17 protein-coding genes are annotated in these 18703 nt (G+C 61.2%); 7 read left to right on the forward strand and 10 right to left on the reverse strand.

Annotated features, from left to right (window positions below):
• Positions 1 to 10: 10 nt before the first annotated feature.
• The 4 genes from BM131_RS08705 to BM131_RS08720 form a co-directional block, all read right to left on the reverse strand.
• On the reverse strand, positions 11 to 832 hold the full coding sequence (locus BM131_RS08705) for a bifunctional allantoicase/(S)-ureidoglycine aminohydrolase (protein WP_090188439.1): 822 nt from the start codon (positions 830 to 832) through the stop codon (positions 11 to 13).
• A gap of 148 nt (positions 833 to 980) precedes the next feature.
• Positions 981 to 4016, reverse strand: coding sequence for a DNA translocase FtsK (locus BM131_RS08710; RefSeq protein ID WP_090188441.1), 3036 nt, complete (start codon positions 4014 to 4016; stop codon positions 981 to 983).
• A gap of 11 nt (positions 4017 to 4027) precedes the next feature.
• Positions 4028 to 5206 carry an aminotransferase class I/II-fold pyridoxal phosphate-dependent enzyme gene (locus BM131_RS08715; protein ID WP_090188444.1) on the reverse strand — a complete coding sequence of 393 codons (1179 nt, stop codon included), beginning with the start codon at positions 5204 to 5206 and terminating at the stop codon, positions 4028 to 4030.
• Positions 5207 to 5338: 132 nt separating this feature from the next.
• Positions 5339 to 6667 (reverse strand): amidase, encoded by a 1329-nt coding sequence (locus tag BM131_RS08720; RefSeq protein WP_090188447.1) that lies wholly within the window; start codon positions 6665 to 6667, stop codon positions 5339 to 5341.
• A gap of 46 nt (positions 6668 to 6713) precedes the next feature.
• Here BM131_RS08720 and BM131_RS08725 point away from each other — a divergent pair, with 46 nt between their 5' ends.
• Positions 6714 to 7961, forward strand: coding sequence for a UbiH/UbiF/VisC/COQ6 family ubiquinone biosynthesis hydroxylase (locus tag BM131_RS08725; RefSeq protein WP_090188449.1), 1248 nt, complete (start codon positions 6714 to 6716; stop codon positions 7959 to 7961).
• On the opposite strand, the gene BM131_RS08730 is transcribed toward BM131_RS08725, so the two are convergent.
• From BM131_RS08730 to BM131_RS08740, 3 genes are read right to left on the reverse strand one after another with little or no spacing between them, the layout of a single operon-like run.
• A complete protein-coding gene (locus tag BM131_RS08730; RefSeq protein WP_090188452.1) occupies positions 7958 to 8134 on the reverse strand; it encodes a Trm112 family protein in 177 nt (58 codons plus the stop codon). The two genes, BM131_RS08725 and BM131_RS08730, sit on opposite strands and share 4 nt — an antisense overlap.
• A complete protein-coding gene (locus BM131_RS08735; protein ID WP_175499242.1) occupies positions 8131 to 8766 on the reverse strand; it encodes an LON peptidase substrate-binding domain-containing protein in 636 nt (211 codons plus the stop codon). Before BM131_RS08735 ends, BM131_RS08730 begins: the two co-directional genes overlap by 4 nt.
• Before the next feature lie 30 nt (positions 8767 to 8796).
• The gene (locus tag BM131_RS08740; RefSeq protein ID WP_090188458.1) at positions 8797 to 9708 is read right to left on the reverse strand and encodes a thioredoxin family protein; all 912 of its coding nucleotides are present in this window, start codon (positions 9706 to 9708) and stop codon (positions 8797 to 8799) included.
• Between the two features lie 100 nt (positions 9709 to 9808).
• On the opposite strand from BM131_RS08740, the gene BM131_RS08745 reads away from it, so the two are divergent.
• Entirely contained in the window at positions 9809 to 10450 is a 642-nt protein-coding gene (locus BM131_RS08745; RefSeq protein ID WP_090188460.1) for a GDSL-type esterase/lipase family protein, read from the forward strand.
• 44 nt (positions 10451 to 10494) lie between these two features.
• Here BM131_RS08745 and rlmH read toward each other — a convergent pair whose 3' ends face one another.
• The 3 genes from rlmH to BM131_RS08760 form a co-directional block, all read right to left on the reverse strand.
• Positions 10495 to 10965, reverse strand: coding sequence for a 23S rRNA (pseudouridine(1915)-N(3))-methyltransferase RlmH (gene rlmH / locus BM131_RS08750; RefSeq protein ID WP_090188462.1), 471 nt, complete (start codon positions 10963 to 10965; stop codon positions 10495 to 10497).
• The gene (gene rsfS / locus BM131_RS08755) at positions 10965 to 11444 is read right to left on the reverse strand and encodes a ribosome silencing factor (RefSeq protein WP_392336520.1); all 480 of its coding nucleotides are present in this window, start codon (positions 11442 to 11444) and stop codon (positions 10965 to 10967) included. The genes rlmH and rsfS overlap by 1 nt, the downstream gene beginning before the upstream one ends.
• Positions 11445 to 11614: 170 nt before the next feature.
• Positions 11615 to 13021 carry a mechanosensitive ion channel family protein gene (locus BM131_RS08760; RefSeq protein ID WP_090188467.1) on the reverse strand — a complete coding sequence of 469 codons (1407 nt, stop codon included), beginning with the start codon at positions 13019 to 13021 and terminating at the stop codon, positions 11615 to 11617.
• Positions 13022 to 13321: 300 nt separating this feature from the next.
• On the opposite strand from BM131_RS08760, the gene leuC reads away from it, so the two are divergent.
• The 5 genes from leuC to leuB all read left to right on the forward strand — a co-directional run bounded on the left by leuC (position 13322) and on the right by leuB (position 18664).
• Complete coding sequence (leuC, locus tag BM131_RS08770) at positions 13322 to 14725, forward strand: 3-isopropylmalate dehydratase large subunit (RefSeq protein WP_090188474.1); 1404 nt, start codon at positions 13322 to 13324, stop codon at positions 14723 to 14725.
• On the forward strand, positions 14725 to 15330 hold the full coding sequence (gene leuD / locus BM131_RS08775) for a 3-isopropylmalate dehydratase small subunit (RefSeq protein ID WP_090188476.1): 606 nt from the start codon (positions 14725 to 14727) through the stop codon (positions 15328 to 15330). The genes leuC and leuD overlap by 1 nt, the downstream gene beginning before the upstream one ends.
• A gap of 373 nt (positions 15331 to 15703) precedes the next feature.
• A complete protein-coding gene (locus tag BM131_RS08780) occupies positions 15704 to 16462 on the forward strand; it encodes a hypothetical protein (RefSeq protein ID WP_245754190.1) in 759 nt (252 codons plus the stop codon).
• An 89-nt stretch (positions 16463 to 16551) separates the two neighbouring features.
• On the forward strand, positions 16552 to 17487 hold the full coding sequence (locus BM131_RS08785) for an endonuclease/exonuclease/phosphatase family protein (RefSeq protein ID WP_090188820.1): 936 nt from the start codon (positions 16552 to 16554) through the stop codon (positions 17485 to 17487).
• Positions 17488 to 17557: 70 nt separating this feature from the next.
• A complete protein-coding gene (gene leuB / locus BM131_RS08790; RefSeq protein ID WP_090188481.1) occupies positions 17558 to 18664 on the forward strand; it encodes a 3-isopropylmalate dehydrogenase in 1107 nt (368 codons plus the stop codon).
• Positions 18665 to 18703 lie beyond the last annotated feature (39 nt).

An 18703-nucleotide genomic window follows, 5' to 3' on the forward strand; every position in this document is an offset into this window, starting at 1 on the left:
CCCCCGCGACTTAGCGCAGCCCCAGCGGCATGTGCCGGTTCACGTCCTTATATAGCAAATAGCGGAACGGCCCCGGACCGCCCGCATAGCAAGCCTGCGGGCAGAAGGCGCGCAACCACATATAGTCGCCAGCCTCGACCTCGACCCAGTCGGTGTTCAGGCGGTAAACAGCCTTGCCTTCAAGCACATATAGGCCGTGCTCCATCACGTGGGTTTCCATGAAGGGGATCACGCCGCCGGGCTGAAAATTCACGATATTGACGTGCATGTCGTGGGACAGGTTGGTTGGGCTGACAAAGCGGGTTGTGGACCACGCGCCGTTGGTGCCTTCCATTTCGATTGTCGGAGCATCGCTGACTTGGGTCACGAATGCCTCTGGCGCGGGCAGGCCCGGCGCTGGGACATAGGTTTTGCGGATCCAGTGAAATGTGCAGGGCGCATCGTGGTCGTTGGCAAAGGTCCAGTCGCAGCCTGCCGGCAGATAGGCGTAGGAACCGGGGAATAGCAGGTGGGTTTGATCGCCGATGGTCAACTCTGCATGGCCCGACACGACAAAGAGCACGGCTTGCGCACCTTGGTCTGTCTCGGGCGATTTGCTCCCGCCGCCCGGGGCGACTTCGGTGATGTAGTGGCTAAAGGTCTCGGCAAAGCCGGACAGCGGGCGGGCGATCACCCACATCCGCATCTTGTCCCAGCCGGGCAAAAGGCTGGTGGTGATATCACGCAGCGTGCCTTTAGGAATGACGGCGTAGGCGTCCGTAAAGACGGCGCGACCTGTCAAAAGGTCGGTTTGCGGCGGCAGGCCGCCAGTTGGGGTGTAGTAGTTGGTCATATCTGTGATCCCTGTAGGCCCGAATGGTGAACCTAGATCTTTAGATACGGTTTCAGCGCGCTTGGCAAAGGGGGGAGGGGGGCTGTCTGCCCCCCGCCGCGATGCGGCCCCCCCCGAAGGTATTTTTGACCAGAAGAAGGGGACGCGGTCAGTGCTGTTCTGGCACGAGGATTTCGCGTTTACCGACGTGGTTGGCAGAGCTGACGACGCCTTGGTCTTCCATCTGTTCAACCAAACGGGCGGCTTTGTTGTAGCCGATCGCCAGTTTGCGCTGGATGTAAGAGGTCGAGCATTTGCGGTCTTTGATAACGATGGCAACGGCCGTGTCATAAAGCGCGTTTTCCAAATCAGACCCGTCAGCAAGACCGAGCACGGCGTCGATAGAGCTTTCGGTGTCTTCGTCCGGGCCTTCGATCACGCCGGACATGTATTCGGGCGGGCCGAAGCTTTTCAGGTAGTTGACGATTTCCTCGACCTCTTCATCCGAACAGAACGGGCCGTGGACGCGGGTGACCTTCGATCCACCAGCCATGTAAAGCATGTCACCCATACCAAGCAGTTGTTCGGCACCCATTTCACCAAGGATGGTGCGTGAGTCGATCTTGGATGTCACCTGGAAAGAGATCCGTGTCGGGAAGTTGGCCTTGATCGTACCAGTGATGACGTCGACGGACGGACGCTGCGTCGCCATGATCAGGTGGATGCCAGAGGCACGTGCCATCTGGGCAAGGCGCTGGATGCAGGCTTCGATTTCCTTGCCAGCGACCATCATCAGGTCGGCCATCTCGTCCACGATGACGACGATGTAGGGCAGCACGACGGGCTTGAATTCGTCTGTCTCGAATACCGGCTCGCCTGTTTCGTCGTCAAAGCCGGTTTGCACGGTGCGGCTGAACAGCTCGTCATTGGCGAGCGCCTCTTTCACGCGGCCATTGTAGCCGTCGATGTTGCGCACGCCCATTTTGGACATCTTGCGGTAGCGTTCTTCCATTTCGCCAACGACCCATTTCAGGGCCACAACGGCCTTTTTAGGGTCTGTTACGACGGGGGACAGCAGGTGCGGGATGCCGTCGTAAACGCTGAGTTCCAGCATCTTCGGGTCGATCATAATCATCCGGCATTCTTCGGGCGTCAGCTTATACAGCAGGGACAGGATCATGGTGTTGATCGCGACGGACTTACCGGAACCCGTGGTACCGGCGATCAGCAGGTGAGGCATTTTCGCGAGGTTGGCGACAATAGGCTGGCCACCGATGTCTTTGCCCAGCGCAAGGGGCAGCTTCATGTTGCTGTCGCCGAAATCGCGAGCCGAGATGATTTCGCGCAGCACGACCTTTTCGCGGTTCTCGTTCGGGAGTTCGATGCCGATGACAGTGCGGCCCGGAACGGTAGAGACGCGGGCAGACAAGGCGGACATGGACCGGGCTATGTCGTCAGCGAGGCCGATGACGCGCGACGCTTTGAGGCCCGGCGCGGGTTCAAGTTCGTACATCGTGACGACGGGACCGGGACGGACCGAGACGATTTCGCCCTTTACGCCATAGTCATCGAGCACGGATTCCAGCATGCGCGCGTTTTCCTCGAGCGCTTCGTCGGATAGGACGTGGCGCTGTACCTCTGACGGGCTGGTCAGCAGGTTCAGGGGTGGCATTTCGTAATCCGCGTATTTTTCCTCAAACGTCAGGGACGGTTGCGCCTCGGCTTTGGCTTGTTTGCTGGGCATGGTGGCGCGCTGCATGCCGTGTTGCACGACGGCTTTGCGCGGGGTGGCGGCAGGGATCACAGGACGCGCTTCGGGGTCGAACAGCGGCTCTGCTGTGAGGGACGGCGCTTCGGTTCTGGGCAGGGTGCTGCGCTGATAGACGGGTGGTGCGGCCACCGGAGCGGGCGCAGGTGTGAAGTCCTGTTCGTTGATGTCGTCGTCGATCAACATTTCCGCCTCGTCGTCCTGCCAGTCGTCGTGCAGATTTGGCGCGGGGGCGGCAGCCAACGGCGGGACCACCGGCAAAACCAGCGGTTGCGGGCGGCGGCCAGCGGTCAGCGAGGGTTCGATCCGGACGCCTGTGACGGGGTGCGGCTCTGCTTGCGGGGCGGGCATGACGCGCGCCTTGATCGCGTCTGTGATGCGGCTGCGAACGCGGTCCTCTGGTGGGGATTCGAGGTCGTGATCGAAGGTTTCCGCCTCGACCAACTCAGGCTCTGGGTCCTTGCGGCGCAGCAGGTTGCCCAGTCCGGGCATTTTGCGCGGTGCGGCCATTTCAGGCGCGATTTGTGGCTGCGGCGCGGCCTCTGCGTTGTCATAAGAGCCGTCGGCGCGGATGATGGGCGGCATTTTACGCCCCCCGGCAGCGGCGGCAGTGGCGGTCATCACGGGCGCGGCAGCTGTCACAGGGCGGCTGCGCACGGCAGCTATAGCGCGGGCTTTCATATCGACTGGCGGCTCTACCGGGCGGCTGGCGCGGGCATCGGCCCGGTCGGCCATGCGGGCGGCAACAGTGCCGCGGGCAGCGGTAGCAGCCTGCGTGGCACGGGCGGTCCCCTGCCCCACGACGCGCAGGATCATGTCATACAGCATGACAGTGCCCATCAGCACAAACTGGGTGCCCGTGCGCAGTTCGGGGCGGGTAAAGCCAAGGGCAAAGCACATGGCGGCCACGGTCAAAGCGCCCAGCAGAAGCGACAGCAGTTTTACGCCAATCACCGGGCCCAGCGGCAGGATCGTCAGCGCCATGCCAAGCACGGTGTCGCCAAACAGACCGCCCATGCCAAAGTTGGCGGGCCAAGCGTCACCGCGCGGCAAGGATGCAGCATAAAGCGCAGCAACGGCGATCACGACGGGAACATAGATGACGCGGCCAATGGCGCGATCAGAGCCGCGGTGCAGCACAAAGCGCGTACCCCATGCGATCAGGACCAGCGGCAAGGCATAGATCCCTTTGCCCACGATCATCATCAGCGGGGCGGCGGTTGCTGCACCGAAAACGCCAAGCCAGTTTTGCACGGGCGCATCGCTGGCGGAAATCCACGACGGATCGGTGGGCGAATAGCTGAAGCAGATCATCGCGGCCAGCAAGCCGACGATGATCAAACCAATGCCAAGCAATTCCTTGCTACGGCGTTCCAGAACGGCCTGGGTTTCGCTGTCCAGAAGCGGGTCGCGGTGCCGTGTCTGATAGGATGCCATTTTGCCGTTCCTCACTGGTAAAGTGTGTCGCGCAGGCGGGTCAGCCCGCGCTCCACGTCCGATTTGGGGCCGCACAGGGCCACCCGAATGAATCCCGCGCCGGGGTTAAAGCCACTGACGTCGCGGGACAGGTAGGCACCGGGAAGGGTGCGCACACCTGTCTGCGACCAAAGGGTTAGAGCCGCCTTTTCGCCATCAGGCACGGGGAGCCAAAGGAAAAAACCTGCCTCTGGACTGGTATAGCCAGGGACATTGCCAAAGATGCGATCGGCGATGTCGAACTTTTCTGCGTAAAGCGCGCGGGACGCGATGACGTGGTCTTCGTCGTCCCAAACCAGCGCGGATACGGCTTGGATTGGGCCGGGCAGCGGGGCACCGGCGTAGGCCCGCAAGGCGCGGATCGCTGCGATGTTTTTGGGTCCAGAGGCGCAAAAACCAGAGCGAAGGCCCGCGAGGTTCGACCGCTTTGACAGCGAATGAAAGATCACCACGCGTTCGGGATCTGCGCCCATCGCTTGTGCAACTTGCAGTGCGCCGACGGGGGGGATGCCCCGATAAATCTCGGAATAGCATTCATCCGCGAAAATCTTGAAATCGTGCTTTTCAGCAAGGGTGATCAGGTTGCGCCAGTAGTCTTCGGTTGCCACAGCGCCCTGCGGGTTCGCGGGCGAGCAAATATAGGCGATCGCAGTGCGGTCCAGCACGTCGGCGGGAACGGCATCGAAGTCTGGCAAGTGACCGGTATCTGCGGTGGCGGGCAGATAAACAGGCTCTGCCCCAACAGAAAGCGCGGCGACGGCGTAGACTTGGTAAAATGGGTTCGGGGTCAAGATGACGGGCGTTTGGCCGTTCTTGACTTCGGGGCACAGCGCCATGGAAGCGTTATAAAGCCCCTCTCGCGTGCCATTCAGGGCCATGATTTCATTTGTGGCGACGGTGACACCATAGCGACGGTTCAACCAACGAGAGATCGCATCCAACAAAGCAGGCGCGCCGTCATTATTGGGATAGCCGCCAAAGCCTGCGATCTGCGCAGCCATGGCATCAGCCAAGAACGGGGGCATGGGGTGCTGCGGATCGCCGATGGTCATGTTGATGGGATCGCCGCCCGGTTGGACAGCATCCAGCAGCCCACGGAGTCGGGGCCACGTCGCAACCGGAAGGTTCGCAAACCGCTTGGGGTATTCCATCACTGCCTCGTTACGGGATCATGAACGCCCCGCTTGGGCCTAGGTTAAACGGTGGGTGATGGGCCTGTCCAGAAGGTCAGGCCCATAAAACAGGGGCGCGGCAGTGTATTGTGTCTTTTGTGTCCTGCTTGATCAGCGCTGCAAGGCGGCCTCGGCCTGTGCGGCGACGCGCAAAAGGCGGTCGTCTTGACCGGTATGGCCGCACAGCATGATGCCGCAGGACGGGGTGCCGGTGGGCAGCGATACGGCGGGCAGGTCCATCAGATTTGCAACGCGGGTGTTGCGCAGGGCCAGCAAGTTTTCGGTTTTGTAGTAGTCATCGTCAGTCAGCAGTCGGTCCACATTTGGCGGCATGATCGCAGCAGTGGGCATGATGACAGCATCAAAAGAGGCTGTCGCGGCGGCGTAGGCCTTGCGCAAATCGCGCAGCATCGACCACGCGGCGATGTAATCCGCTGCACCAATATCGCGGCCTGCGCTGATCCGGGCATAGATTTGCGGGAACATCGCTGTCGGGTTCGCCTCTATCCGGTCGCGCCACCACGCCCAGCTGTCGGCGGTATAAAGCGCGGCAGAGGCGGCAAACGCCTGCGCGAGGTCCGGCAGGGCGATGTGGGTGATGTCGGCTCCAGCGTCGCGCAGACGGTTTGCGGCGTCGGTAAAGCCTGCGAGCGGCTGTTCGCGCACATCGTCCATCGTGATGGTGTCAAGGATCGCGAGCCGCAGAGGGCCGTCCGTGCCGCGCAGATCGGGGGCTTTCGTGCCCGCCATCGCGGCAGTCAGCAGGGCGGCGTCCCCCACCGAACGGCACAGCGGACCGACGGTGTCGAAGGTGCCGCAAAGCGGGACGGACCCGGCCAAGGACAAGCGGCCGTGGGTCGTCTTGAACCCGGTGATATCGTTCCAAGCCGACGGAATACGCACCGATCCGCCTGTATCAGAGCCGATTCCAGCGGCAGCAAGACCGAAGGCAACCGAAGCGGCAGCCCCTGACGACGACCCGCCCGGTACGACATCTGGGTCATTCACATTGGGCGAAGTCGCGGTCATCGGGTTCAGGCCAAGACCAGAGAATGCGATTTCTGACAGATGCGTTTTGCCAAGGCAGACGAGGCCGGCCGCGGTGGCGTTGCGCAGCACTTCGGCGTCTGTATCCGGAATCCGGCCCGCCATGAGGCGGGTGCCCGCCTCCGTCGCGACGCCGGCGGTGTCGAACAGATCCTTCCAGCTGACCGGCACGCCATCAAGGGGGCTGCGGCGCAGGCCGGCCTTGGCGCGATGACTTGCGGCAAGCGCTTCAGCGCGGGCGCGGTCCGCTGTCACGCGGGCATAGATGCGGTCGCGGTGTTCGTGGGTGTCGATGGCGGTCAGAAAGACTTCGGTCAGGGCGACCGGATCAATGCTGCCATCGGCAATCCCCTGCCCCAGTGCGGTTGCGGTCATCCAGCGCCAGTCGTCCATTGCGATCCCTTTCGATATTTTCGCCACGCTAGCGACCGCGCACCGCATGGACAATCCCGCGCGCGCAGCCATATGTCAGGGTATGGAACAGACAGATATCATCATCGTCGGTGGCGGGCTGAACGGCCCCGTGCTGGCATTGGCAGCCGCGCAATCCGGGCTGCGGGTTACGATTATTGACGCGATCACGCCAGATACGCACCGCGCGCGCGATTTCGACGGGCGATCCTATGCGATTGCGCTGGGGTCGATGCGTCTGCTGCGCGGCGTTGGGGTCTGGGATGCGCTGAAGGGCGACGCCCAACCGATGCTGGATATTAAGGTCACGGATGGCCGCGCCGGCGAAGGCGCAAGTCCGTGGATGATGCATTTCGACCACGCCGAGATTGAGGAAGGCCCGATGGGCTGGCTGGTCGAAGACCGCCATTTGCGCGCCGCCCTGCTAGATGCTGTCGCAGCGCAAGACCGCATCAACCACATGACAGGGCGAAAAGTTGTCGCGCAACTGGCGCTTGGCGGCAAAGTCGAGGTCACGCTGGACGATGGCGAGGTGCTGTCTGCGCGCCTGCTGGTCGGCTGCGACGGACGCAGCAGCGGTGTAGCCCAGCGCGCGGGGATCAAGCGAACAGGGTGGGATTACGGCCAGACCGCCATTGTCTGCGCTGTGGCGCATGAGCTGCCGCATAACGGAATTGCGCATCAGTTTTTTATGCCCGGCGGGCCGCTCGCGATTTTGCCGCTGACCGGCAACCGCAGTTCGATCGTCTGGAGTGAACAGTCGCGCCGCGCAAAAGAGGTTCTAGCGCTGGATGATGGCGCATTTCTAGAGGCTCTAAAGCCCGCATTCGGGTCTTTTCTGGGTGACATCACGCTAGTGGGTCAGCGGTTTTCCTACCCCCTCGGCCTGACGCTGGCCGACAGCCTGATTGCCCCGCGCGTGGCGCTGGTCGGCGATGCGGCGCATGGGATTCACCCGATTGCAGGCCAAGGCTTGAACGCTGGCCTGCGCGATGTCGCGGCCTTGGCGCAGGTGCTGGAAGACACGAAAATGCGGGGCGAGGATATCGGCAGTGTCATCGCGCTAGAGCGTTACCAGGTCTGGCGCAGGTTCGACGCAACGCGGTTGGCGATTGCAACAGACACGTTCAACCGACTGTTTTCAAACGACAACCCTGTGCTGCGCGGATTGCGAGACATGGGCATGGGCGTGATTAACGCTGTTCCTGGCCTGCGCCGCCGCTTTATCCGCGAAGCCGCAGGCCTGAACGGGGACCTGCCCCGCCTGATGCGTTAGTCGTCGATCCGGCGGGCCTCGTCCACCAGCATGACGGGGATGCCGTCGCGAATTGGGAATGCCAAGTGCGCGGATTTGCTGATCAATTCCTGCGCGGCGGCGTCATAACGCAGGCTGCCCTGGGTGCGCGGGCACACCAGCGATTCCAGCATTTGGGGGTCGAAATCGGTCATTGCATCACCTCGTCATCGCCGCCCCGCAGGGCGTATTCAATCAGTGTCATCAAGGTTTCGCGCCGCGTTGACAAGCTTGGTGCCTCTAACAACGCCTGTTTATCTTCTGGCGCAAAAGGGCAAAGCATCGAGAGTGAGTTGATCAGCAGCTCGTCCTCGGCGTCGCCCAACTGGTCCCAGTCGGTTTTCAGCCCTTGGTCGTCAAAGTAACGGCACAGAGCGTTCATAAAGACGTCGCGGGCAAATTCCGGGTCGCGCTCTACTGGGCCAAGGTCGCGGTCAAAGCCGGCCCAGCTGACGCGGCAGCGGCGGTAAGGCGCGAAACCCTCGACCTCTTCGGTCACGCGGAAACGGGACATGCCGGACAGCGTGATCATATAGCGCCCGTCGTCGGTTTCATTAAACGCGGTCAAGCGGCCTGCGCAGCCAATGCTGTGCAGCTTGCCGGCCTTTCCCGGCGCGTCATAGGGCTGGATCATCCCGATCAGGCGCGATGGCGTTTTCATTGCGTCCTCGATCATCGCCAAATAGCGCGGCTCGAAGATGTGCAGCGGCAGCTTGCCACGTGGCAGCAGCAAGGCCCCCGGCAACGGGAAAACGGGGATGGTGTCTGGAAGGTCTGATATTTTCATGATGACCTTCCAGTTAGCCCGCGCAACGCATCAGGCAAATATCATCGACGAAAGTTTGCGCCGCCCTGTCAAAACGATTGGGTCCTTGGCCGGAAGGGCATCGAACACCTTGAAAAGTTGTGTCTTAGCGGCACCGTCATTCCACTCACGATCACGGCGGAACAGGTCCAGAAGATGATCTACCGCCTCTTGACTGCGGCCCTTGGCGTGCAGGGCAGTCGCAAGGTCTAGGCGCGCCTGGTGGTCGTTCTCGTCAGCGGCGATGCGCTCTTCCAGTTCGGCCAGCGGGCCAGTGTTAGCAGCCTCACGCAGCAGGGTGATGCGGGCAGCAACAGCCTCTAGTGCGGGGTCGGTGCTGATGCCCGCCGGGGCGCCGTTCAAGATCGCCTCTGCCTGATCCACGTCGTCCAACGCAAGGTGGGCGCTGACGAGGCCCGCGTAGGCTGGCGCGCTATTCGGGTCCTCTTGTAGGATCGCGGCAAAGGTTTCAGCAGCGTCGGCCGCGGCCCCTTCGTCCAGCATTTCCTGCGCGGCCGCGATGGCGTCGGCAAGACCGTTGTCCGGCTCGCCTGCCAAGGCTGCGGTTTTTTCGACGAAAGCGTCGATTTCAGAGCCCGGCAGCGCGCCTTGGAAGCCATCAACAGGCTTGCCCTGCCAAAAGGCATAGACAGTCGGGATCGACTGCACCTGCAATTGGCCCGAATAGCTGGGGTTGGCATCGACGTCGATCTTTACCAGCTTCACACGGCCATCAGCCTTGGTCACAGCAGCCTCGATCGCGGGGCCAAGCGTTTTGCAGGGGCCGCACCAGGGGGCCCAGAAGTCGACGATCACGGGGATCGTCATCGAAGCTTCGACGACCTCGGCCATGAATGTCGCGTCTGTGCCGTCGATGATATTCCCCGCTTGGGGGGTGGGGGTCTTGGCGCCGAGCAGTTCCATGATCGATCTCCTTCATCCGTTTCGTGACTTATATGTGCCCGCGGGGGCCAAAGGCCAAGGGGGGATTGCCGGCGCAGTGACGGCAGCCTAGCATTTGAGGATGACACAGACCGTTTTGACCTTTGGTGACAGCAACACCCACGGCACGCCGCCGATCACGGTGCGCGGCATTTACGCGCGCCACTATGCGTCGACGCGTTGGCCGCAAGTTATGGCCGCGCAGACCGGCTGCACCTTGATCGAGGAAGGCCTGCCCGGCCGCACTGCCTGCGCCGGAGCCGATCCCGAAATGGGCGCGCATATGGACGGGCATCTGGGTCTGCGGGTCGCGCTTGAAAGCCACGGACCGATTGATGTGCTGACGATCATGCTGGGCACAAACGATTGCAAAGCGCACTTTGGCCTGACCGCCGAAGGCATCACCGCCGGCGTCGCGGGCCTGCTTGCCATTGCCTGCGGCGAGGCGATGCAGACACGGCATAGCGGGTTTAAAGTGCTGCTGATTTGCCCGCCGCCGGTGCTGGAACAAGGCCCGATCGCGCAGGTGTTTTACGGCGGTGCTGCCAAATCACGCGCGTTGCCGCCGCTTTACGCAGCGCTCGCCAAGAACTGGGGTGTCGGTTTTCTGAACGCCGGCGAACATATCGAGGTGAGCCAGCAGGACGGCGTTCATTATGATGCCCCAACTCACAAAATCTTAGGTAAAGTCGTTGCCGAAAACATCGCCAGTCTCGCGCGATAGCGCCCCTATTCACCTTGCCGGATAAACTCCCGCCGGAGGCACCTTCACACGCGGTGATAGGGCGACCCGGCAAGGATGGACGCGGCGCGATACAATTGCTCTGCCAGCATCACGCGCACCATCATGTGGGGCCAGACCATCTTACCAAAGGACAGCGCCGCATCGGCGCGGTCACGCAGGGACGGGTCGATGCCGTCAGCGCCGCCGATCACAAAGGCGACGTCTTGGCGGCCTTGGTCACGCCATGTGCCAAGCTGGTTTGCAAAATCGGGGGAAGACATCACCTTGCCGCGCTCATCCAGCACGCAGAGCAGCGCGCCGTCAGGCACAGCTTTGGCCAGCAGCGGGGCTTCGCCCGCCATGCCGCCGCCTTTGCGGTCATCGACTTCGATGATTTCCGCCGGGCCAAGCGCAAGCGCACGGCCCGTGCGGTCAAAGCGGGTCAGATAGTCGGTGATCAACGCAGATTCGGGGCCGCCACGCAGGCGGCCCACGGCGCAGATACGCACGCGCATCAGGGGGCCTTGGTCGGGTCCATCGCCAGATCGTCCTGTGCACCCGGGGTCCACATTTTTTCCAGCTGATAGAATTCGCGGACTTCGGGCCGGAACAGGTGAACAATAACGTCGCCGGTGTCGATAAGGACCCAGTCGCCGATATCCTTGCCTTCGATCTTACTGATGATGCCGTATTCGTTCTTCAGCTTCTCGGTCAGCTTTTCAGCCATGGCAGAGACTTGGCGGGTGGAACGGCCAGAGCCGATAACCATCCAGTCGCCCATTTCAGACTTGCCGCGCAGGTTGATTTTCACAACCTCTTCGGCTTTGTCGTCATCTAGCGATTTCAGGATTGCATCAAGCAGCTGGTCGCTGTCGTAGGAAGCCGCCGCCTTCACAGCGTGGGCTCCCGTGTTGGCAGCGGATGCTGCCGAGGTGGAAAGAGACAGTGCATCGTCCTCCGATGATAGGCACCGGACGGGACGGCCCCGGTGCAAGGCCTGATCCGAACGTAGGCCGGATTGGGTGTCATTTCAATGACCGAAGGCCGCGCGCTAGTGTGTCGTCAGGCAAGTGTCAACGGCAAAGCGCGCAGATAGCTAGCGAAACGCTGTGGTAGCAGGTTTTACGCGCACTGATCGGCGGAGGCCATTTCTTGCCGTCCGGGCTAGTCAGGCATCGGTGCCCTGCCCGCATCCGCCGCATCTTCGCGCAGCTGCGATGACGCAGGCCTTGTGCGCAGCTCTGATCCTTCGAGGACTTTCACTTCGCGTTGCGGGAACGGGATCGAGATGCCGTTGGCGGCAAAAGCATCCCACAGCGCGAGAAAGACGTTTCCGCGGATATTTGTCAGGCCGCCCGTCGGGTCGGAAATCCAAAAGCGCAGGATATAGTCGACCGAACTGTCACCAAAACCGACGATGTGGCACACGGTCGGCCTGCTTTCCAACACGCGAGGGACGGACATTGCTGCCTCTATCGCGATGCGGCGCACGTCGTGGGGGTTATCGCCGTAAGCGGTGCCAAAGTAGATATCGAGCCGGACAAAATCATTCGAATGGGACCAGTTGACCACTTGGCCGGTGATCAGATCCTCGTTCGGGATCAGGTATTCTTTGCCGTCGCGGGTCGTGATGCTGACATAGCGCGCCCCCAGCGAATTGATCCAGCCGAAGGTATCGCCAAGGCTGATGACATCGCCGGGCTTGATCGATTTATCCAGCAGCAGGATGATGCCCGACACAAGGTTCGACACTACCTTTTGTAAACCAAAGCCAAGGCCAACGCCGATGGCACCGGACAGAACAGCAAGGCCGGTCAGGTCGATACCGATGGTCTTCAGGCCAATGAAGACAGCCATGCCATAGAACAGCAACTGCATCGCTTTGACGGCCAGCACTTGCATGGATGGGCTGATATCTGCGTTGCCCGTGATCCGGCTGCGCACGGTATGCGACATAAAGCGGGCCGCGAACCACAACACGCCAAGGATCAGGATTGCCTGCACGACCAGCAGCACTGAAATCCGCATGGTACCGATGGAAAACGCAATATTATCCATCAGGTTGGTGAAGGTATCGGTCTGCCCAAGGATCGACAGCGTCACCCAGACCCAAGCGCCATAGCGCACGGCCTTGCGCAGGATCGGATTGCCGATCAGCCGCGTTGTCAGCGCCACGACCAGCCAAGCGGTCGCTAGATTGGCGATGATCGACAGCTGATAGCTGCGACTGTTCCACGTCAGATCGCGCATGACGATCACGACCAGCCAAATCATGCCAACGAACAAGATCCCCCGCAGGCGTTTATGCAGCACAACAAGCCAACGGATGCGCCACATCGGCCAGCCTTCGCGGGCGCGCATCCATGCATGCAGACGCGGGGCCAGCACCATTTTCAAAAGCTGCGCCACCAGCAGTACGGCCAAGGCAATAAGCAGCTGATAGCCGACCCAAGGCCGCCACAGCGTCATCACGTAGGATTCAACCGACCCGATGATCCCCTGCCACAGGCCTAGCACATCGCCCAGCGGCGCGCTTACGCTAGTGTTCAGCAGGTCATCGTGAAGCGCCATTGATCCATCCCTTGTTGCAGACAAGATGGCACATTGGTTTCGCCCGTCACACCCAAAACGCACGATACCATGTCCAAACACCGCCATTGCGGCATTCCCAACAGACCCTTGCGGCAAATGACGCAGAGGTATATCTGAGCGCGTATGACACCAGTTTTTGACATGGATGATCGCGCACGGCTGCCTTGGCGGTTTTTTGGCGCGACCTGCACGATCCTCGCTCATCTATGATGCGCGCGGCGCTTTTGCGCCCGCATCATGTCTACCCATCCACGACACCTTTTATACGGGAGAGGACATATGTCCCCCAAGACGCTTTACGATAAAATCTGGGATGCCCACGTCGCCCATGAAGCCGAAGACGGCACCTGCCTTTTGTACATCGACCGCCATCTGGTCCACGAAGTGACCAGCCCGCAGGCCTTTGAAGGTCTGCGCATGACGGGTCGCACCGTGCACGATCCGGCCAAGACCATCGCCGTACCGGACCATAACGTGCCGACCACGCTGGATCGCGCCAATGCGGCCACGATGACCGAAGACAGCCGCATTCAGGTTGAGGCGCTTGATACCAACGCCAAAGAATTCGGCATCCACTATTACCCCGTGTCTGACGTCCGTCAGGGCATCGTGCACATCGTCGGCCCAGAGCAAGGCTGGACCCTGCCCGGCATGACCGTTGTTTGCGGTGACAGCCACACGGCGACTCACGGTGCATTCGGCTCTCTGGCCCACGGGATCGGCACGTCGGAAGTGGAACACGTGCTGGCCACCCAGACGCTGATCCAGAAGAAGTCCAAGAACATGAAGGTCGAGATCACGGGCAAGCTGCGCCCGGGCGTCACGGCCAAGGACATCACCATGTCCGTCATCGGCGTCACCGGCACCGCTGGCGGCACCGGCTATGTCATCGAATATTGCGGCGAAGCGATCCGCGATCTGTCGATGGAAGGCCGCATGACCGTCTGCAACATGGCGATTGAAGGCGGCGCGCGCGCTGGCCTGATCGCACCGGACGAAAAGACCTATGCCTATTGCAACGGCCGCCCGCATGCCCCCAAGGGCGCGCAGTGGGAAGCCGCGCTGACATGGTGGAAGACGCTTTATTCCGATGACGACGCGCATTGGGACAAGGTTGTCACGCTCAAGGGCGAAGACATCGCGCCGTCCGTCACTTGGGGCACTTCGCCCGAAGACGTTCTGCCGATCACGGCAACCGTGCCTGCCGCCAGCGACTTTAAGGGTGGCAAGGTCGATGCAGCCCAGCGGTCCATCGAGTATATGGGCCTGACAGCGGGCATGCCGCTGACCGATATCAAGATCGACACCGTGTTCATCGGGTCCTGCACCAACGGCCGCATCGAAGATCTGCGCGCCGCTGCTGCGATCCTGAAGGGCAAGAAAATCGCCGTGACCCGCGCAATGGTCGTGCCGGGTTCGGGTCTGGTCCGTGCGCAGGCTGAAGAAGAAGGTCTGGCGCAGATCTTTATCGATGCTGGCTTTGAATGGCGCATGGCGGGTTGTTCCATGTGTCTGGCGATGAACCCCGACCAGTTGGCGCCGGGCGAGCGTTGCGCAGCGACGTCCAACCGCAACTTTGAAGGCCGTCAGGGCCGGGGTGGTCGCACCCACCTGATGTCACCTGCGATGGCTGCTGCCGCCGCGATCACTGGCCACCTCACTGACGTTCGGGAGATGATGTAATGGATAAGTTCGACAAACTGAGCGGCATCGCGGCCCCTCTGCCCCTGATCAACATCGACACCGATATGATCATCCCCAAGCAGTTCCTGAAGACCATCAAACGGTCTGGCTTGGGCGTGAACCTGTTCGACGAGATGCGCTATGACGACGACCGCAACGAAATCCCGACCTTCGTGCTGAACAAGCCGCAGTACCGGGATGCGGAAATCCTTGTGGCGGGCGACAACTTTGGTTGCGGATCGTCGCGGGAACATGCGCCTTGGGCGATCAAGGATTTTGGCATCCGCTGCGTGATCGCGCCCAGCTATGCCGACATCTTTTACAGCAACTGCTTTAAGAACGGCATCCTGCCAATTGCGCTGCCGCAAGAGCAGGTCGATGTGCTGATGAAGGACGCCGAGAAAGGGTCCAACGCCCGGATCGAAGTTGATCTGGAAGCGCAAACCATCACGTCGTCCGATGGCGAAGTGTTCAATTTCGAAGTCGACAGCTTTAAAAAGCATTGCCTGATGAACGGCTTGGACGACATCGGCCTGACCTTGGAAAAGGCCTCGTCGATCGAATCCTTCGAAGCGCAGGCTGCGACGGCCCGTCCCTGGGTCTAAGACCCCCCAAAGTTTTTAACACTGCCATATGGGGCCGGAGCGATCCGGCCCCATATTTTGTGCCCGCTTCTAGCCTGCCCAAAGTTAAACCAGAAAAGGTTGCAAAGCCGCACCACCCTCGCCGCAAAAATGCCATGCATATTTACCGATAATTAACAGGTAGTTGCGAAGTGATCTGAATCGGGGCAAAATAATGGCAATAAAGAGGCAGCCCGCGACACAATCACGGGGAAAGAACGGGACAAAGTTGCGGCATCGTATCGCAGCTGCCCGGGCAGAGGACGTTATGGCAGTACATTCGACCCTCCCGGCAGCGGGAATGCGGGCGCTTTGCGTGGTCGCGCTCATATCCCTTCCATCAATATTGCTGCCTATGCAAAGCCAGGATGGCCTACAAATCGTTGCCCTTGTCGCGATTTTTGCCGCAATCTTTACCTTTGTTGAATATTCCGTCGCTAGTCCCAGCTTTATCGAATTTCGCAGTGCGCCGCCGTTCAACCGGCTGCGGTTTATCGCACTGTTTACCACCGTGCTGGTGCTGTCGCTAATCATGCGCGGGTTCGAGGCACCGTCGACCCTGACACGGTTGATGCAGCTGTTGGGTGAACGCATTGGCGGATCGCTGGATTTCCCGTTTTCGCCTGTGCGCTTGATGGTATTAATGATGCCCGAAGGCACGGAAAGCCGCGTGCTTTACCTGATCTCGATCACCGCCGGGTTGGCCTACCTGGTGTCGCTGCTGTCCATCGCCACCTTTGGTGTGCTGCTGCGGTTTCATCATTGGCCCCGGCGTAGCGGTTCGTTCAATGTTTGGGTCAACCTGCCGATGTTCGACCCCACAACTGGCGGCGACGTCGTGAAGCGGCTGAACCGCGATAGCCAAATCAATCTGATCCTTGGCTTTTTGCTGCCCTTCGTATTTCCTGCGCTGGGTAAGGCGGTGTCGCTTCTTTTCACGCCGATTGTCGTGAACGACCCGCAAACTCTGATCTGGATGGTTGCCGCATGGGCCTTTCTTCCGGCGAGTCTGTTGATGCGGGGCATTGCCTTGTCGCGTGTGGCGCAGATGATCCACGTGCAGCGCAAGCGCGAATACGCCCGCGCTGCGGCAGAGGGTTTGTTGCCGGTCTGATTTGCGCGCTGCTGGCCGGGCAGGTCAGCGCACAAGACATTCGCATCGCCACCTTTGCCGCACCTTTGGGACGCAAGGGCCCCGGCCTGTTGCTGCGCGATCTGGGCCGGGCGGACGATCAGATTGATGCGGTTGCCGCCATTGTGGCGCAGGTTGCCCCCGATATTTTGCTTTTGACCGATGTCGATTACGACCGGGACGGGCTTGCGACGCAGGCCTTGGCAGACCGGATGGGGTTTGCGCATAGCTTTGCATTGCTGCCGAACGCGGGCATGGCGACCGGTCTTGATCTGGACGGCAATGGCCGTGTGGGCGAGGCGCGCGATGCGCAGGGGTACGGCCTATTCAGCGGCGATAGCGGCATGGCTTTGATTTCGCGCTGGCCGATTAATGCGGATGCCGTACAGGATTTGTCACCACTGCTGTGGCGCGATCTGCCTTGGGCGACGCTGCCGAACGGTCCGCTGTGGACCGATGAAATCGCAAACATTCAGCGGCTGTCCACGACGGGGCATTGGATCGTGCCAGTGCAAACGCCGTATGGTCCCGTCACCGTCATGGCATTCTCCGCGACGCCGCCTGTGTTTGACGGGCCAGAGGATCGCAATGGTTTGCGCAATCGGGACGAGCTGCTGCTGTGGGCGCACGCGCTGGACGGTGATTTCGGCGCTTCGCCGCAGGATTATGTCATTGCGGGCAATGCCAACCTTGACCCCATGGACGGCGATGGATTGCGGGGTGCGATGGCCGCGATGCTGGCCGATCCGCGCCTGACGGACCCCCTGCCCCGCAGCAACGGCGGCCTTGCGGCGGCTGACGCCGAACATACCGGCGATCCGGCGCTGGATACAGCCGATTGGCCCGACGGCGCGCCGGGGAACCTGCGGGTGAGCTATGTGCTGCCTGCAGCGACGTGGACTGTGACGGGATCGGGTGTGTTTTGGCCCCCGCCGGATGACCCAAATGCCAAGATAGCAGAGGTCGCTGGCCCGCACCGGCTGGTCTGGGTCGACCTGCGCCGATAGGGTGCGGCTTGAAACCGCACCGCCTTGGCGTTACGCGGTGTCAACCCGTTTGCAGCCAAGGACGTATCCCATGTCGAATCCAACCCTTCTGATCCTCGCCGGCGACGGCATCGGCCCTGAAGTCATGAACGAAGTGAAGCGCATCATCACCTGGTATGGTGACAAGCGCGACATGCCGTTTGATATCTCAGAAGACCTCGTCGGCGGCTGCGCCTATGACAAGCACGGCACGCCACTGCACGACGACACCATGGCGAAGGCGCAAGAAGTCGACGCCGTGCTGCTGGGCGCTGTTGGCGGCCCCAAGTACGACGATCTGGATTTCAGCGTAAAGCCAGAGCGTGGCCTGTTGCGTCTGCGCAAGGAAATGGACCTGTTTTCCAACCTGCGCCCGGCGCAGTGCTTTGACGCGCTGGCGGACTTTTCGTCGCTGAAGCGCGACATCGTGGCCGGCCTTGATATCATGATTGTGCGCGAGCTGACCTCTGGCGTTTATTTCGGCGAACCGCGCGGTATCCACCTCGAGGGTAACGAGCGCGTCGGCATCAACACCCAGCGCTACACCGAGTCCGAGATTGCCCGCGTTGCGCGGTCTGCGTTTGAGCTGGCACGTCGTCGCAGCAATCGTGTGTGCTCTATGGAAAAGGCCAACGTGATGGAATCCGGCGTGCTTTGGCGGCAGGTCGTGACCGAGATCCACGAGAAGGAATACGCGGACGTCGAACTGTCGCACATGTATGCCGACAACGGCGCGATGCAGCTGGTGCGGAACCCCAAGCAGTTCGACGTCATCGTGACCGACAACCTCTTTGGCGACTTGCTGTCCGACGCGGCTGCAATGCTGACAGGCTCGCTGGGGATGCTGCCATCCGCTTCGCTGGGTCTGCCGATGGCGAATGGTCGCCCGAAAGCGCTGTACGAGCCGGTACACGGTTCCGCCCCCGACATCACAGGTCAGGGCAAAGCGAACCCGATTGCCTGCATCCTAAGCTTTGCCATGGCGCTGCGTTACAGCTTTGACGCTGGCGCAGAAGCGGATCGTCTGGAAGCAGCGGTCGAGCAGGTGCTGGCTGACGGTGCCCGCACCGCTGATTTGCTGGGGCCAGAGGGCGGTTCGCCCATCAGCACCACGCAAATGGGCGATGCAATTCTGGCGGCGCTGGACGCCAGCCTGTAATTTAGCGCTGAAATAGACGGCAGGGCGGCAAAGATCGCC

It is taken from the genome of Loktanella salsilacus (assembly GCF_900114485.1).
Taxonomy (GTDB): domain Bacteria; phylum Pseudomonadota; class Alphaproteobacteria; order Rhodobacterales; family Rhodobacteraceae; genus Loktanella; species Loktanella salsilacus.